The organism is Cognatiluteimonas sedimenti (assembly GCF_022808325.1).
Classification (GTDB): domain Bacteria; phylum Pseudomonadota; class Gammaproteobacteria; order Xanthomonadales; family Xanthomonadaceae; genus Cognatiluteimonas; species Cognatiluteimonas sedimenti.
The window spans coordinates 160,236-174,911 of record NZ_JALGCL010000001.1 but is presented as its reverse complement, the minus strand read 5'-3'; the positions used below and the strand labels follow the sequence as shown (position 1 = coordinate 174,911).

The window sequence follows — 14,676 nt, the reverse complement described above, 5'->3', positions numbered from 1 at the left end:
ATCGTCCCTGCGCAATGGTCCCTGACACCTTTTCCCGATACGCGGCTACGGGGATGGTGGCAGGCGCTCGGCCACCCAGTGGCTGCGCCGCCCGTCCGCGTGCTCCAGGAAGAGCTGCTCCGGGTAGCTTTCGGCAATGCGCCATGCCGACGCCCCCTGCAACAGCCCCGCCACCGCGCTATCCGCGTCCATCAGCGCCTTGTTGGCGCACGCCATGAGGGTGGACTGGAGCTCCGACACCACCAGCCGGCCCTGCGCGTCCATGGTGTAGCGACCGCCCATCTGGTTGCAGCCGCCCCGGATCGCGAGCGAGCCATCGTTGAAGGCGATGCCGTGCTTCGGCGTGCCGTCGGGCAGCACGGCTGCAATGGGCTGGCCCTGGCTGTCCGTGGCGCCCTGCAATTTCCAGCGGCCCACAGCGGAAAGGGCGTCTGGAACGGCCGGCGCATCGGCCTGGGTCGCCGTCGGTGCGCAAGCGCTGCCGAACGCGACCAGCACCAGCAACGACAGGGTCATCCGGATCGTCATGAGGGGCAGCCTAGCGGGTCGCACCGCAATGCGGGGTCAAGGCCGGCGTACCATGCCCTGTCCCCGCCCGAGGATCGCCCTGCGCAGGACTGACGCCATGCATCGCGCCCTGACCCCGTGGATGCTCCTGCTGTCGCTGCTGCTGCCCATCGCGGGGCACGCGCAGGCTCCGCCTGCCGAACCCGACGTCCGCGTCGTCCTGCTGGGCACCGCCGGCGGCCCGGTCGTCCGCCCCGACCGCGTGGGCATCGGCACCCTGGTGCTTGCCGGCGACCAGGTGCTGCTGTTCGATGTCGGCAGGGGCGTGCCGACCGCGCTGCGCGCCATGCCGGAGGATCCCGGCATCGTCACCGCGACCTTCCTCACCCACCTGCATTCCGACCACCTGGTCGGCCTGCCGGAGCTCTACCTGTTCCCGTGGGCATCGCAAGGGCGCCGCACGCCGTTCCGCATCCTGGGCCCGGCGGGCACCCGCGCCATGATGGCGCATCTGCAGGCGGCCTTCGCTTTCGACATCCACGTGCGTCGCGACATCGACGAGCACTTTCCGGGCGAAGGCATTGCCGTGGACGCCACGGACATCCAGCCCGGCGTGGTCTACGACACCAACGGCGTCAAGGTGACGGCCTTCCTGGTGGACCATGCACCCGTCGAGCCGGCGTACGGGTTCCGCGTCGACTACCGCGGCCGTTCCGTCGTGCTCTCCGGCGACACGCGGCCTTCGCCCAACCTCGCCGCGTTCGCCAAGGGCGCGGACCTCCTCATCCATGAAGTCGGGCGCTGGAAGGGCGATCCCGCCCTTGCGGGCGATCCGGCCGCACCGATGCCCAACGCGCTGACGCGCGGGCAGATGCGGGGGATCGCCGAGCACCACACCGACCCGGTGGAAGCGGGCGTGATCTTCGCGGAGGCACGGCCGAAGCTCGCGGTGTTTTCGCACTACGCCAGGGCCGGCGACGACCTCCTGCCGCTGGTCCGGCGGCATTACCCGGGCCGGGTGGAAGTCGGCCGGGACGGGATGGTGATCGAGATCGGGGAGCAGGTCCGGATACGGGCGGACTGAAATGGGGTCAGGGACAATTTGAGGGTCGCGGCGGCCTCCGGGCGGGCGCGCCGTTGCAAAGCGGGGCGCATTTGCACCCGGAAATGGTCCCCGAAACCTTTTCCCCAAGCGGGCTGCGGGCGGCGTGGAGCATCTCGCTTGCTTATTGTTTTTCGATATGTTTAATATCGTTAAACGATAAAGCGGAGTGCACCCATGGCGACCCCGGCCCCCTCGCCCGTCCCGTCTACCGCCTTGGCCTGGTCGCGCCCCTTGATCCGCTGGTTGGTGGTGCTCAACCTGCTGTACCTCGCGGGCATCGGGCTGCTGTTCGTCGCCAGCCTGCTGGCGGGAGATGCGCTGTTCGATGCCTTGGGGGTACGCCAGGGTCCGCATCGGCCGCAGATGGTGTTGGGCATGCGCACGATGATGGTGGTCGGCATGCTGGCCGCCGGCGTGGCCGACCGGGTTCTGCGGCAGTTGCTGGCCATCGTCGACACCGTCCGCGCCGGCGATCCCTTTGTCGGCGACAACGCGCGTCGCCTGGAGATCATCGCCTGGTGGGTGCTTGCCGGTGAGGTCCTGCGGCTTGCGATCGGCGCGATCGCCTGGGCCGCGAGCAGTCCGGCGCAGTCGCTGGACGTGGACATCGGCTTCTCGCTCGCGCCCTGGCTGGCGGTGCTGCTGCTGTTCGTGCTCGCGCGCGTATTCGCCGAGGGCACGCGCATGCGCAGCGACCTGGAAGGGACGGTCTGATGGCTATCGCCGTCCAGCTCGACGAGATGCTCCACCAGCGGCGCATGACCCTGACCGAGTTGTCCGCGCGCATCGGCATCACCGTCGCCAACCTGTCGATCCTCAAGACCGGCAAGGCCCGGGCGATCCGCTTCTCCACGCTCGAGGCGATCTGCGCGGTGCTCGAGTGCCAACCCGGCGACCTGCTCGCCTACGACCCGTCCGCGCCTTCCGAGGACTGACCATGAACGCCAGTGCCGCTTTACGCCGCTTTTTCGCACAAGACCGGGAACGGTACGAAGGCGTCCGCCCCGTGCAGGTCTGGGGCCTGCGCCTGTTCTACCTGCTGATGGCGCTGATGGTGGCGACCGAGGCCTGGGGCGTGCTCCTGCGCCACCAGGGACCGTGGGACCACACCCGCGCCGTTGCATGGTGCGTCTGGGCCACCTACCCCACCCTCGCCATCTTCGGCCTGCTGCGGCCGCTGCGCTGGCTGCCGCTGATGGTGTTCACCATCGGCTACAAGTCCCTCTGGTGGCTCTTCGTGGCATGGCCGCTGTGGCGCGCGGGCACCCTGGCCGGCTCGGACGCGGAGCAGATGGCCCATGTGTTCGGGTTCACGCCAGTGCTGGCGCTGGTGGTGCCGTGGGGGTATGTGTGGCGCGAGTTCGTGGCGCCGCCTCGCGGGAGGTAGCGCGGACCCTGCGCTAGGTCGGGATCGAGGGTGTCCTGCGGTGCGACACCCCGAGCAGGACCAGCGCAACGGGCAAGGCGAGGAGATGCCAGCGCAGGGTCGTCGCCGGCGTGGCGAGGACGTAAGAGATGGCGCCGTGCTGCAGGCCCGCGTAGGCCACCGCCAGCCCCAGCAGTTCGAACAGCCGGCCATTGCGCGCCAGCGCGCCGACGGCCATGCCCCATAGCGCAAATGACGCGCCCACGGCCAGCGCCGCAGCCGCGGCCGTGGGCTGCGACGAGGCCAGACGCAGCACGGCAGGCAGCGCCAGCGCCCATGCGAGGCCGACGGAAACCAGCACACGCGCGACGGCCAGTCGCCGTCGTGCCGCCGGCGCGGTGAACACCAGCGCGCCGGTGCCGGTCTCCTGCTCGCGCAGCACCAGCCGCGCGAACACGTCCAGCAGCAGCACCCAGGCCAGGAGGATGCAGATCGCCACCACCGCCGGTTCCGCGAACGCCTGCATGCCCAGCAGCACCAGCAGGGCCAGCCACCACCACCAGCGGCGCTGGCGCAGCACCAGCCGCAGTTCGGCCGCCACCAGCGCACCGGACGGCCCGCGCTCCAGCGGCCGCAGGATGAAGTCGAGCCAGCGCAGGCGCGCGCCCGCCCGGGCCGCGCGCCCCGCCTTACAGACGTGCGCGGCGCAGCGATCGAGCAGCGGCACCGCCAGCGCCAGCAGCACGAACGCCCAGGCCAGCCAGAACCCGCGGGCGCGCAGGGTGGCGGCGTCGATGTCCCAGTGCGTCCAGTCCACGAGCACGGCCGACTCGCCCTCCTTCAGCACCTGCACGCCGACGTTCAGCCCGCGCTCCACGCCCGGCGTCGGCGGGACCGGCCAGTCGCGGCCGAGGTCGTGCTCGGCCAGCAGCACGCCGTGGGGATCGCCGGGGAACGGCGTCGGCATGTCCGCGATGCGCGAGGCCTGCGACGTCCCCACGCTCAGCAACGTCACCCACAGCACGAAGAACAGCACGTTGCCGACGCTGCGCCGCAGCCACGGCACCATGTCGAACCACACCGCCACCGCGGCGGTCAGCGCCAGCGTCGGCAGCGTGAGCAGCACGGTCGGCTTGAGCAACTCGACCAGGTCGATGTGCCGGTCCTCCGCGCGCAGCCACTGCAGGAACAGGCCGACTACCATCCCTGCCGCCACCACCAGCCCGAACAGCAGCATGTGGCTCAGCCACTTCGCGAACAGGTAGGCGCCGCGGCGCATGGTGGTGGCGACCAGCAGCTGCCAGGCGCGCGTCTCGAAATCGCGCACCAGCGTGCCGCGCACCAGGAAGAAGCCGAACAGCGACAGCATCGAACTGTAGATCAGCGCCTCGATCATGCCGATCCAGGCGCTGGAGTAGCGCCCGCGCATGCCGTCGATGGAGACGGTGAGGTACTGCGCCTCCGTCGCCGGGAAGCACCACCACATCAGCGCGCCCAGGCCGACGATCACCACCCAGGTGCGCGGCGCACGCAGGCGCTGGCGCAGGTCCGCCACCAGCACGGCCGCGACCGAGCGCCACAGGCCCGCGGATGCAAGGCTCATGCGTCGACCGCCTCGCCACTGCGATGCAGCAGCCACAGGTAGCCGTCCTCAAGGTCGGGCGCCACGCGCACCGCGTCGTCCGAGGGCTGCTCGCCCACCACGCGCACTTCCACGCCATGCGCGCGCCGCTGCGCGCGGCTGATCTTCAGCCGCGTGCGCGCTTCCGCCAGTTGGTCGGCCGGCAGCGTCCACTGCCACACCTGTCCCTCGGCCGCGGCCATCAGCGCCTCGGGGGCGCCGTGGAAGCGCAGCTTGCCGCGCGCCATCACCGCCAGGGTGGCGGCGCTGGCCTCGATGTCGGACACGATGTGCGTGGACAGGATCACCAGCCGTTCGCCGGCCAGTTCCGCCAGCAGGTGGCGGAAGCGCACGCGCTCCTCGGGATCCAGTCCGACCGTCGGCTCGTCCACGATCAGCAGCTTCGGGTCGTTGAGCAACGCCTGGGCGATGCCGACGCGCTGGCGCATGCCGCCCGAATAGCCGCCCAGGCGCTGGTCGGCGACGTCGTCGAGGCCCACCATCGCCAGGCATGCGTCCACGCGCGCCGCGACCGAGCGCGCCGGCAGGCCTTTCACCGCCGCGAGAAAAGCGAGGAACTCGCGCGCCGACAGCGCCTCGTACACGCCGAAGTCCTGCGGCAGGTAGCCCAGCTCACGGCGTAGCGCGTCGGGCTTGCGGGCGATGTCCTCGCCGCGCCAGGTCACCCGGCCGGCGGTGGCCTTCGCCAAGGTGGACAGGACCCGCATCAGCGTGGACTTTCCGGCCCCGTTCGGCCCCAGAAGCCCGACGATGCCCGGCGTTAGCGCCAGATCGACGCCGGCGACCGCCTCATGGCCACTGCGGTAGCGGTAACCGACTGATTCCAGTGCCAATTCGAGAGCCATTCCGTCCGCCGCGCCTGCCTAGATGGGTTGGTAGTGTAGTGATGTATAACACCAAAACAATAGGCCATCCGGCAGGGTCGGCGGCGCCGCGCCGAGGGCCGCAGTGGCAAGGACTTATCATTCCGGGCATGGACAGCCCGGCTCCGCTCGACCCCACCACGACCCCGTCGGACGCCAGCGAGCTCAAGCGTCTGGAACAGCGCCTGCGGCGCCTCGAGCAGCTCATGGTGGACACCCAGGGCGTGGCGCACCTGGGCACCTGGGAGTGGGACATCAGCGAGCCGACGGCCACCTGGTCGGCCGAGCTCTACCGCATCTACGGCCTGAGCCCCGACAGCTATACGCCCAGTTACGAGAACTACCTGGCGATGGTCCATCCCGAGGACCGCCAGCGCGTGATGGACGCCACCAACCGCGTCTTCCACGAGCACGTGCCCTACTCGCACGACGAGCGCATCCTGCTGCCGGACGGCTCGCTGCGTTACCTGCACACCTGGGCGCAACCGGTGCTGGACGACGACGGCAAGCTGGTACGGCTGCTCGGCGTGTGCCAGGACATCACCGAGCAGAAGCGCGCCGAAGCGCAGGTGCTGGAGCTCAACCGCGAACTCGAGCGCCGCGTCGCCGAGCGCACGCGCACCATCGAGAACACGCTGCGCGACGTCGAAGCGTTCAACGCGATGGTCAGCCACGACCTGCGCGCGCCCCTGCAGGTGATCGCCATGACCTGCCAGGTGATGGCGATGGACAAGAGCGCGCCTCTGCCGCCGCAGTTCAGCGGGCACCTGGAACGCCTGCAGCGCTCCGTCGGCCACATGACGGAGCTGGTCAACGACCTGCTCGCGCTCGCCCACGTCGGCGGCGCCGCGCTCGAGCGCACCGAGGTGGACCTGTCCGCGATGGCGGCGGAGATCATGGCCGACCTGCGCCGCCTGGCGCCCGAACGCGAGGCCACGGTGGACATCGCCCCCGGCCTGGCCTGCCGCGCCGATCGCGGGCTGCTGCGCTCGGTGCTGGAGAACCTGCTGGGCAACGCGTGGAAATACTCCTCGCGCGTTGCGCACGCGCGGATCGAGGTCGGCGCCAACACGGTGGATGGCCGCACGCGCTTCTTCGTGCGCGACAACGGCGCCGGCTTCGAGTCCGCCGACGCCAGCCGCCTGTTCCGCCCGTTCGAGCGCCTGCACAAGGCGTCCGAGTTCACCGGCACCGGCGTCGGCCTGGCGGTGGTGCAGCGGATCATCGAGCGGCACGGCGGGCAGATCGAGGCGGAAGGCGAACCTGGCCGGGGCGCGGTGTTCACGTTCGACGTCGGCTGTTGAAGTCGCAACGGGAATGCGGACCTTCGTACTGAGAGCGCGCGCCGCGCCCACCGACAGCCAGAAGCTGCTGGCGGCCATCGGCCAGGAGGCCCATCCGGAGATCCTGGCGCACACGCTGATGAACGCGATCTTCGTCGCGCAGTCGCACCGGCCGGACGTGGTCGTGTACCTGGTGCTCGAAAGCACCCAGGACTACTCGCGCACCCTCCGCTTCGAGGCCAACGCCATGCACGACATCGGCGGCTTCGACGAGCGCGCCCTGCTCGGCAAGGTCGCCCGCGCGCTCGACGCCTCCCGCGGCATGGGCAAGGAAGAGGCGCGGCCGGTGGAACCTGGCGTCACCGTGCGCACCATCGCCTTCGAGCGCCTGGTGCAGGAGCTCGCCGCCGACCACCCGCTGTTCGTCATGGACCGCAAGGGCACGCCGATCCGCGAGCAGGCTTTCGCCGGCAACCCCTGCTTCCTGCTGACCGACCACATCCCGATGCCGAAGAAGACCTTCGGCAGCCTCGAGCGGCTGGGGGCGAAGAAGGTTTCGCTGGGGCGGACGATGCTGTTTGCTTCGCAGTGCGTGCTGTTGATCCACCATGTGCTGGACGAAGCCGCGGGCGCAGTGGACTGAGCCCCGCGGAAGAACCCGACCCCTGGCACCGCGACTTCACCGGCGAAAAATGGGGTCAGGTTCATTTCTGACCCAAACCCCGTTGTTTGCCTGATTCCATCGGGCGAACACACCCCACATGCTGGCGCGCCCCAATCCGGAGCACCCCGCATGGCCCGCTTGCCCCGACTCGACCTGGCCGGCGTGGCCCAGCACGTGGTCCAGCGCGGCAACGACCGGCAGGCCTGCTTCGCGGACGACGGCGATTACCTCCACTACCGCCAGGAGCTCGGCGAAGCGGCCCTGAAGCATGATTGCGCCGTGCACGCCTACGTACTCATGACCAACCATGTGCATTTGCTCGTGACGCCGCAGGCCATGGGCGCGGTCTCGCGGATGATGCAAGCCATTGGCCGGCGCTACGTCGGCTGCTTCAACGCCCGATATCACCGCACGGGTACGCTGTGGGAAGGCCGGTTCAAGGCCGCGGTGGTCGACAGCGACACCTACGTCATGCGTTGCCATCGTTACATCGAGTGCAATCCCGTGCGGGCGGGCATGGTCGCCACGGCGGGCGACTACCGTTGGTCCAGCCACCAGCACAACGCCCACGGCTCCCACGAACCCAGGCTCATCCCGCATCCGACTTACCTCGCCCTGGGTGCCACCGAAGACGAACGCCGGGCGGCCTACCTTGCCCTGTTTGCCGAAGACCTGGCCAAGGACGAGGTCGACACCTTGCGGCTCAACACGCGCCAGCAGAAAGCGTGGGGCTCGGAGCGGTTCCGGGCGCAGATCGAAGCCCTGACGCAACGCGCCGCAGCCGTCAGGCCGAGAGGGCGACCGCCAACCTCACGGGATAAATGAACCTGACCCCTTTTCCTTCTCTAACCTGACCCCTTTTCCCCAACCTGACCCCTTTTCCTTCTTGTCACGCGCGAGGCGTGAAGCCTCCGGGGCCAAGCCGAACTCAGCGGGCACGTGCGCCTGGGGACTGCAGCTGATCATCCTCGCTCCCATCGCTTGCGCAAACGCGGTTGCCGCCCAGTTCCTTCGCGCGGTACAGCGCCCGATCGACGCGCCGCAGCGCGGTCTCGAGGGTGTCGCCGGGGTGCAACACGGCCGTGCCCAGTGAGGCCGTCACCTGCGCGACCGGTGCCACCGGCACGGCCGCGATCGCCACGCGCAGGCGATCGGCGATGCCATGCAGGGCCGCCGCATTGACGTCCGGCAGGATCACGAGGAACTCCTCGCCGCCCCAGCGCGCGATGCACTCACTCGCCCTCAGCAGGCGCTCGCAGCTCGCGGCCACGGTCTGCAGCACGCCGTCGCCGGCCGGATGACCGTAGGTGTCGTTGATGGCCTTGAAGCGATCGAGGTCGAGCATGACCAGCCCGGCCGTGCCGCCACGCGCCGCCACGTCGCGAAGCACGCGCTCGCCGAACAGGCGGCTGTGCACCCCGGTGAGCGGGTCGCGGTGCAACTGCACCTCGATGCCGTCGCGCTCGGAGGCCAGCCTCCGGATCTTCCCCGTGAGGCCGCGCTGCACGGGCAGCAGCACCACCAGCATGAGGCTGGCGGGCCCGAACGCCATGGCGAGGTCCACGCCGCGCGGCGTCCCCAGTTCCCCGGGGTGGGTCAGCAGGTAGACCAGCACCGGGGACGCCACCAGCAGCCAGCCGACCGCGGCGGCGACGTACGCGCGCCGCCCCGGCACGAAGATCATGAGCATCGCCATGAAGACGGCGAACAGCGACGATATCGGCGGCAGCGTGTCGATCAGCCGCAGCTCCGGCGACAGGCTTGCCTGCACCGTGTAGAGCCACGCGGGCGCCATCAGCGCAAGGGCCGACAGGCACAGCGCGATGCGCGTGATGACGCCCACCCATGCGGGCCGCAGCCACAGCGCGCAGAGGAGACCGGCAAACAGCGCGCTTGCCACGGGCGGAAGCACCCGATCCATTGGGCGATGGACCGGGCCGAGCCAGTGGATCGCCGTCGCACAAACGCCCGCCAGCAAGGCCAGCGAGAGCATCACCATCATGGCGACGCGGAGGTACTGATCGTCTGGATCCTGCACGGGCATTCGGGGCTACTTGGGAGTCGGCGCCCGTGCCGGCGCGTCGGCAGGCAAGGCGTCGACATTATGGGGGAACGGGGTCAGGTTCACTTCCGACGCGCGTACGACCCGAACCCCGACGCCCCGCGCCAGCCTCGCCTATTCCGATGGTGCAAGGCGCCGTCGATGCTGGCGCCATGGCCAGCCAACCGCGACTCGACCTGCCCGGCATCCCGCAACACATCGTGCAGCGTGGCAACAACCGCCTGCCTTGCTTCCTGGATGACACGGACCGCGCCTGCAATCGCCAGCTGCTGCGCGAGGCACTGCTCGCCACCGGCTGCCGGCTGCACGCCTACGTGTTGATGGACAACCACGTCCAACTGCTCGCGACACCACCTGAAGCGGGCACGACCGGGCGGATGATGCAACTGCTGGGTCGCCACTACGTCAAGCCGACGCATCGGCCGGCCAAATCATCGGCTACGGATAACTGAACCTGACCCGGTTTTGTTCCGCGCCGCAGCCGTCAGGCCGAGAGGACGGCCGCCAACCTCGCGGGATAAATGAACCTGACCCTTTTTCTCAGACGGGGACCACGGCCTCCGCGCCCGCGCCTGCGGCGTCCGGTGCCGCGCCTGCGACATCGGCGGCCTCCATGCGATCGCCGCCACAGCCGCCCAAGGCGACCACCACCGCCAGCACGAGGAAATATGGACGCATGTTCGAACGGCTCGACCAAAGGATCCAGAAATACTACAGGCAGCGCATCCAGATCCCCGGCCGCGCGCATGCTGCCCGGTGAAATGGTGTCAGGGAGAATTTGAGGGCTGCGACGACCGACCCGGGGGGCGCCTCGGCCGGGGAGATCAGCTACTACAAATGGATAAGTGAACCTGACCCCGTTTTAGGGGGAATTGGTACTCCGTAAAAGGGGCCAGAGTAAATTTCTGTTTGAAACGAAAATTTACTTCGGCCCCTTTTTAGACAGGAGTCCTATTTCAAGGAATTTGTACTCCGACCCCAGTCTTCACCGCTTCCCCGCCTACGCCCGCCTTTGCGCCAGCACGATGTGCCACGTCCCACGACGTCCATCGATGGTGTGTTCCCGTGCCACTGTGAACCCTGCCTGCGCGAGTTGCGCATCGAACGCAGGCGGCACCCATCGCATTGCACGTCGATGCCCAACGCCTCGAGGGCATCGGCCGGTTCAGTCGATCCGGCAGCATTCCCACGTATCCTCAGGGTATTTGAAAGACGACCTTGATCAGCGGGATTTCTTGTTGCAGGAACCCGGTGGTGTGCACATAGGTGATGTACTGCACCTGGCCGTTGCCGGTCGAAAATTCCGGATGCGCGAACGCGGCGTAGTCGTTGGTGCCGTTCCAGCCCGGTTCGCCGGTGAAGAGCAGTGCGGCATCGGACCACGGCCCCCACGGGGTGTTCGCCACACGGTACATGATGTCGTCGGTGAAGAGCTGCGCGTAGATCGCCATGTACGCGCCGAGGTAGGCGTTGTAGAAGACGCTGTTGCCCGCGGCGCCGCCCTGGAACACCGTGACGGCATCGGCTTCGTCAGCGCTCCAGCTGCCATCAGCCGCGTAGTACCGCCATTCCGACTTGACCAGCGCATCCGCCAGTGGCACGCGCCCGACGTTGCAGTCCATCACCACCCAATTGGGAACGCACTGGTAGGAATAAAGCATGTCCGCTACCACGATCGAACCCCAGATGTAGCCGCCCTCGGCATCGTCCCAGAGCAATTGCGGCATGGGCGAACCCGGGTTCTGGATGGGGCGCGTGACCTTCCCGTCTGGCGTCATGACGGCGATGCCGGCGCCCAGGTTCGTCCAGTCAGGCTGGCCGGCGACGCGATGGATTGCGATGTAGAACAGCAGCAATCGGTTGCGCGCTTCGTCCGGCACCACCTGCTGGGCCCACAATGCGACCTCCGCACCGCACGGCTGCGCCCTGCAGTGCGCGTTGTCGTGCACGTAGTTGTACATCGCCTCGGCTGCCGTGAGCGGCAGGAATTCGCGCGGCGCTCCGGCCGAGTCGACGAGATCGCGTTCGAGCGCGATACCGCCGGAGGCGTCGAGGTTGGTGGTCCAGGAAAGCGAGTTGTCGTCCCAGAACTTGTTTCGCGTTCCGGGCACCGACATCGAGGTATCGCCGAAGGTCCAGATGGATTTGCCCCTGAACAACGCACTCTGGGCATTGTCGCGCGCGTTGATCACCGGGTTCTGCTGCACGAGGCCGAGCGGCGTCACCGACTGCACCATCGGGAGCGGCGGCGGCGCTTCGTTCGCGTTGTCCGCAGCGAATGCAGGCGCCGCTGCCAAGGCGATGATGGCCAGCGCAGCCGACGACCTTGGAACGTTTCGTGGAGCGGTCATGCGATCTCTCCTTGTCGTGCAAGCAAATGGAATCGTTCGTATTTTTGTGCGTAACAGTGCCCGGTTCACTTTCCGTCAGGCCCGGCAGATGAGTGAACCTGACACCGTTCCTGGGCCGAATTCTTGCGGCCCAGGGAATGGGTACTCTGACCCCGTTTCATTCAACGCGGTTCGATACCGGCCGCGGCCGCGGCCCGGGAAACTGCCCTGGCCCTGTCTTGCTCCCTGACGGGCTTTGCGGGTCCTCACTGCGCCAACGCCTTGACCAGGTCGAACAGATAGTCGCGGCCGACATAGACCGAGCGGACCTCGAGCCGTTCGTCCAGCCCGTGCGCGCCGTTGCCGTCCGGATCGCCCCAGGCACCGGGCACGCCGTAGGTCGGGATGTCGACCGCCGACAGGTGCAGCCCGTCGGTCGCGCCGGTCGACATCGCCGGGATCACCGGAACGCCCGGGAAGTATTTCGCGCTGAGTGCCTCCATCGGGCCGATGAGGGCCGGGTCCAGCGGCGGCATCTTCGCCACGGGCTTGCCCTTCTGCTTCTGCTCGATCGCGATGGCCGGGAGCAAAAGGGGACGGGGGTAGTTAAATGAGCCAATTAACTACCTCCGTCCCCTTTATTCGGTGGAAAAGGAAAAATGAGCTTGGAACATCTTCAGCAGCGGATGCTGCCCACGTCCAGCGCTGGCCGGCTTCCGCGATGCCGTTGCACGCGTAACGCTTTCCCCGCCAGCGACGAACCCAGCATGTACTCCGTCTGCCTGCAGATTGTCGCAGCCGCTTCGGTCAATTCCGCCTGTTCAAGCTGGACGATCGCGGTTGGGCCATTCGCGCCTGGAATCGTTCCGACAACGCGCACACTGGCGATTCGCGCCTGTTGAGTGGCTGCCCGTTGACGCGCCGCCTGCGCCATCGATTGCCGGCGGAGCTGTGCGTTCGAGGCTTCGATCTGCCGGCCGATTACCTCGCCCGCTGCTTGCAGGTCGCTGGCCAACAACCGCGCATTGACCCAATACGAGTACCAGGGGTACGCGAGCGCAACCAAGAGAAAGATCAACAAGCCGATCCAGAACCTGGCATCTGCATTGTCGTCTGGAGAACCTGCGCCGCCGCCGGCTCCAAGGCGTCGAAAACGGACATTGCCCCAATCCTCCGCGGCCGCCTCCGACTGATCTTCCCGATTGAGTACTGGCTCGTGTCGCTCCATTCCGTCCCCCGATCCCCTCCCGTGTGGGCAGAATCATGCATCAATCGGATCTGGCGGGGCGACTCCGCATTACTTACGCGCCCTGCCCAGCCTCGCTGTTCCCGTGCGTGCGATACACGCGAGCGTGCCGGTAAGCAAATTAATGCGCCTACCCCATTCCTGCCGAAAGCGCCTCTCATGGCGTGTCGCCACCCTGTCATTAGAGATGCAAAGTGTCCTGTTTATGGCCCCCTATCCCGTAATATCGACCAGGGGGCGACGGAAAAGGGGATTCCGACGTGTTGATCAAGCAGGCCGATGACCAGTCGTGGATCATCGAGAAATTGGAGAGGCTAGCCCGAACCAGCTCGGGCGTTGAAGCCAAACGGGCTTCCGAGGAACTACGACGGCGCAAAGCCGGACTGAAGGGCGAATCGGAGTCGGCCTATCTCATCGACTTCGACTACGCCAAGTCGCCCAACTGGGCGGTAGTTCATGACCTTCGAATCGAGCATGACGGCCGCACCGCACAGATCGACCACCTCCTCCTCAACCGCTGGATGGAGATCTATGTCCTGGAGTCGAGGCACTTTCATGCGGGCGTCAAAATTACCGAGGACGGGGAGTTCATGCGCTGGAACGCCTTCCGCAAGACCTTCGAAGGCATGGCCTCGCCGTTGCAACAGAACGATAGGCACATTGCCGTCCTCCGCGATGCAATGGCGGAGGTGGAACTGCCTACCCGGCTGGGCGTCCGGCTCGCGCCCACGTTCTATTCCTTTGTCCTGATTGCGCCCAGCGCACGCATCGACCGTCCAAAGCGATTCGACACCTCGCGCGTAATCAAGGCCGATCAGCTGCGGAAGAACATCTGGAAGGACATCGACAACGACAACGCGCTGGTACTGCTGGCCAAAACGGCCAAGCTGGTATCCGGCGAAACCGTGGCGCACGTAGCACAGCAGCTGGCTTCTCGGCACAAGCCGCTTGTACGCAACGTTGATGTAGTGGCGCCCGAACAGCCCAGGTCCGTCGCGGCCATCCGGTCGACGCCTCTGTCGAGCAAGTCAGCCCAAACCGCAAAGACCAGTTCAGGGCCAAGCTGCAAGCAATGCAGCCAAGGCCTTGGATCGATCCTGTACGGGAAGTACGGCTACTACTTCAAGTGCTTCGGCTGTGACGCCAACACCGCCATCAGGTTCACATGCCAACCCGGCCACAATCCGCGATTGAGGAAGGACAAGGATCTGTTCTTCCGGGAATGCGCCGAATGCGGAACCAGCGCTCTATTCCATCGAAACCAAGCTGGTGACCCATGATCGTGACCATCCCTGTCCTCCTGTACCAACTCGTGTTCGTCCTGATCCTGTATGTCGCCAGCAGGTTCGGCCGCACGCCGCTAACCATCACGCTGATCTGCTGTTTGCTGTGGACGGCAACCCATGTCTTCTTCCCGCCGCTGATGGCCCTTCAGGCAATCGTGATTCTTTCCAGCTACTTCTGGTTTCAGCGTCGAAAAGGCAACGACTTGGAAGGGGCGGAGTAAATGAACCTGACCCCTTTTCGCTTGAGAGGACGGCCGCCAACCTCACGGGATAAATGAACCTGACCCCTTTTTCTCCGACCCCTTTTTCTCCAATACACCCG

General features: G+C 67.1%; 18 protein-coding genes. 10 read left to right on the top strand and 8 right to left on the bottom strand.

Annotation, left to right across the window (positions count from 1 at the left end; genetic code table 11):
- Positions 1 to 45: 45 nt before the first annotated feature.
- Positions 46 to 516 (bottom strand): META domain-containing protein, encoded by a 471-nt coding sequence (locus tag MQC88_RS00830; RefSeq protein ID WP_243318309.1) that lies wholly within the window; start codon positions 514 to 516, stop codon positions 46 to 48.
- A 109-nt stretch (positions 517 to 625) separates the two neighbouring features.
- Here MQC88_RS00830 and MQC88_RS00825 point away from each other — a divergent pair, with 109 nt between their 5' ends.
- From MQC88_RS00825 to MQC88_RS00810, 4 genes are all read left to right on the top strand, one after another.
- A complete protein-coding gene (locus MQC88_RS00825; RefSeq protein ID WP_243318307.1) occupies positions 626 to 1,591 on the top strand; it encodes an MBL fold metallo-hydrolase in 966 nt (321 codons plus the stop codon).
- Positions 1,592 to 1,843: 252 nt separating this feature from the next.
- Positions 1,844 to 2,326, top strand: coding sequence for a DUF2975 domain-containing protein (locus MQC88_RS00820; RefSeq protein ID WP_243318306.1), 483 nt, complete (start codon positions 1,844 to 1,846; stop codon positions 2,324 to 2,326).
- Entirely contained in the window at positions 2,326 to 2,547 is a 222-nt protein-coding gene (locus tag MQC88_RS00815; RefSeq protein WP_243318305.1) for a helix-turn-helix domain-containing protein, read from the top strand. The genes MQC88_RS00820 and MQC88_RS00815 overlap by 1 nt, the downstream gene beginning before the upstream one ends.
- A gap of 71 nt (positions 2,548 to 2,618) precedes the next feature.
- Positions 2,619 to 2,999, top strand: coding sequence for a hypothetical protein (locus tag MQC88_RS00810; protein ID WP_243318304.1), 381 nt, complete (start codon positions 2,619 to 2,621; stop codon positions 2,997 to 2,999).
- A 13-nt stretch (positions 3,000 to 3,012) separates the two neighbouring features.
- On the opposite strand, the gene MQC88_RS00805 is transcribed toward MQC88_RS00810, so the two are convergent.
- On the bottom strand, positions 3,013 to 4,581 hold the full coding sequence (locus tag MQC88_RS00805; protein ID WP_243318302.1) for a hypothetical protein: 1,569 nt from the start codon (positions 4,579 to 4,581) through the stop codon (positions 3,013 to 3,015).
- The gene (locus tag MQC88_RS00800) at positions 4,578 to 5,465 is read right to left on the bottom strand and encodes an ABC transporter ATP-binding protein (protein WP_243318301.1); all 888 of its coding nucleotides are present in this window, start codon (positions 5,463 to 5,465) and stop codon (positions 4,578 to 4,580) included. The genes MQC88_RS00805 and MQC88_RS00800 overlap by 4 nt, the downstream gene beginning before the upstream one ends.
- A 128-nt stretch (positions 5,466 to 5,593) precedes the next feature.
- On the opposite strand from MQC88_RS00800, the gene MQC88_RS00795 reads away from it, so the two are divergent.
- The 3 genes from MQC88_RS00795 (at position 5,594) to MQC88_RS00785 (ending at position 8,255) form a co-directional block, all read left to right on the top strand.
- Complete coding sequence (locus tag MQC88_RS00795) at positions 5,594 to 6,787, top strand: sensor histidine kinase (RefSeq protein WP_243318299.1); 1,194 nt, start codon at positions 5,594 to 5,596, stop codon at positions 6,785 to 6,787.
- A gap of 13 nt (positions 6,788 to 6,800) precedes the next feature.
- Positions 6,801 to 7,409: a tRNA (pseudouridine(54)-N(1))-methyltransferase TrmY gene (trmY, locus tag MQC88_RS00790; RefSeq protein ID WP_243318297.1), complete on the top strand. Its 609-nt coding sequence runs from the start codon at positions 6,801 to 6,803 to the stop codon at positions 7,407 to 7,409.
- A gap of 150 nt (positions 7,410 to 7,559) precedes the next feature.
- The gene (locus MQC88_RS00785; RefSeq protein ID WP_243318295.1) at positions 7,560 to 8,255 is read left to right on the top strand and encodes a transposase; all 696 of its coding nucleotides are present in this window, start codon (positions 7,560 to 7,562) and stop codon (positions 8,253 to 8,255) included.
- Positions 8,256 to 8,358: 103 nt separating this feature from the next.
- On the opposite strand, the gene MQC88_RS13025 is transcribed toward MQC88_RS00785, so the two are convergent.
- Complete coding sequence (locus MQC88_RS13025) at positions 8,359 to 9,468, bottom strand: GGDEF domain-containing protein (protein WP_243318293.1); 1,110 nt, start codon at positions 9,466 to 9,468, stop codon at positions 8,359 to 8,361.
- A 176-nt stretch (positions 9,469 to 9,644) separates the two neighbouring features.
- On the opposite strand from MQC88_RS13025, the gene MQC88_RS00775 reads away from it, so the two are divergent.
- Complete coding sequence (locus MQC88_RS00775) at positions 9,645 to 9,944, top strand: transposase (protein WP_243318292.1); 300 nt, start codon at positions 9,645 to 9,647, stop codon at positions 9,942 to 9,944.
- A gap of 88 nt (positions 9,945 to 10,032) precedes the next feature.
- Here MQC88_RS00775 and MQC88_RS00770 read toward each other — a convergent pair whose 3' ends face one another.
- The 4 genes from MQC88_RS00770 to MQC88_RS00755 form a co-directional block, all read right to left on the bottom strand.
- Positions 10,033 to 10,170, bottom strand: a complete 138-nt coding sequence (locus tag MQC88_RS00770; protein ID WP_243318289.1) for a hypothetical protein — start codon at positions 10,168 to 10,170, stop codon at positions 10,033 to 10,035.
- A gap of 518 nt (positions 10,171 to 10,688) precedes the next feature.
- The gene (locus MQC88_RS00765; protein ID WP_243318287.1) at positions 10,689 to 11,843 is read right to left on the bottom strand and encodes a DUF4185 domain-containing protein; all 1,155 of its coding nucleotides are present in this window, start codon (positions 11,841 to 11,843) and stop codon (positions 10,689 to 10,691) included.
- A 245-nt stretch (positions 11,844 to 12,088) separates the two neighbouring features.
- Complete coding sequence (locus tag MQC88_RS00760; RefSeq protein WP_243318285.1) at positions 12,089 to 12,412, bottom strand: M20/M25/M40 family metallo-hydrolase; 324 nt, start codon at positions 12,410 to 12,412, stop codon at positions 12,089 to 12,091.
- A gap of 86 nt (positions 12,413 to 12,498) precedes the next feature.
- Positions 12,499 to 13,050, bottom strand: a complete 552-nt coding sequence (locus MQC88_RS00755; protein ID WP_243318282.1) for a hypothetical protein — start codon at positions 13,048 to 13,050, stop codon at positions 12,499 to 12,501.
- 278 nt (positions 13,051 to 13,328) lie between these two features.
- Between MQC88_RS00755 and MQC88_RS00750 the strand changes: the two genes are divergently transcribed.
- Together MQC88_RS00750 and MQC88_RS00745 are read left to right on the top strand one after the other, a co-directional pair.
- A complete protein-coding gene (locus MQC88_RS00750) occupies positions 13,329 to 14,348 on the top strand; it encodes a nuclease-related domain-containing protein (RefSeq protein ID WP_243318280.1) in 1,020 nt (339 codons plus the stop codon).
- Entirely contained in the window at positions 14,345 to 14,575 is a 231-nt protein-coding gene (locus tag MQC88_RS00745) for a hypothetical protein (protein WP_243318278.1), read from the top strand. The genes MQC88_RS00750 and MQC88_RS00745 overlap by 4 nt, the downstream gene beginning before the upstream one ends.
- Positions 14,576 to 14,676 lie beyond the last annotated feature (101 nt).

Excerpts from the sequence above, each read along its gene's own strand:
- MQC88_RS00830 (WP_243318309.1), bottom strand. The coding sequence starts at position 516 with ATGACCCTGTCGTTGCTGGTGCTGGTCGCGTTCGGCAGCGCTTGCGCA.
- MQC88_RS00825 (WP_243318307.1), top strand. The coding sequence starts at position 626 with ATGCATCGCGCCCTGACCCCGTGGATGCTCCTGCTGTCGCTGCTGCTG.
- MQC88_RS00815 (WP_243318305.1), top strand. The coding sequence starts at position 2,326 with ATGGCTATCGCCGTCCAGCTCGACGAGATGCTCCACCAGCGGCGCATG.
- MQC88_RS00805 (WP_243318302.1), bottom strand. The coding sequence starts at position 4,581 with ATGAGCCTTGCATCCGCGGGCCTGTGGCGCTCGGTCGCGGCCGTGCTG.
- MQC88_RS00800 (WP_243318301.1), bottom strand. The coding sequence starts at position 5,465 with ATGGCTCTCGAATTGGCACTGGAATCAGTCGGTTACCGCTACCGCAGT.
- MQC88_RS00795 (WP_243318299.1), top strand. The coding sequence starts at position 5,594 with ATGGACAGCCCGGCTCCGCTCGACCCCACCACGACCCCGTCGGACGCC.
- trmY (WP_243318297.1), top strand. The coding sequence starts at position 6,801 with ATGCGGACCTTCGTACTGAGAGCGCGCGCCGCGCCCACCGACAGCCAG.
- MQC88_RS00785 (WP_243318295.1), top strand. The coding sequence starts at position 7,560 with ATGGCCCGCTTGCCCCGACTCGACCTGGCCGGCGTGGCCCAGCACGTG.
- MQC88_RS00775 (WP_243318292.1), top strand. The coding sequence starts at position 9,645 with ATGGCCAGCCAACCGCGACTCGACCTGCCCGGCATCCCGCAACACATC.
- MQC88_RS00770 (WP_243318289.1), bottom strand. The coding sequence starts at position 10,170 with ATGCGTCCATATTTCCTCGTGCTGGCGGTGGTGGTCGCCTTGGGCGGC.
- MQC88_RS00765 (WP_243318287.1), bottom strand. The coding sequence starts at position 11,843 with ATGACCGCTCCACGAAACGTTCCAAGGTCGTCGGCTGCGCTGGCCATC.
- MQC88_RS00755 (WP_243318282.1), bottom strand. The coding sequence starts at position 13,050 with ATGGAGCGACACGAGCCAGTACTCAATCGGGAAGATCAGTCGGAGGCG.
- MQC88_RS00745 (WP_243318278.1), top strand. The coding sequence starts at position 14,345 with ATGATCGTGACCATCCCTGTCCTCCTGTACCAACTCGTGTTCGTCCTG.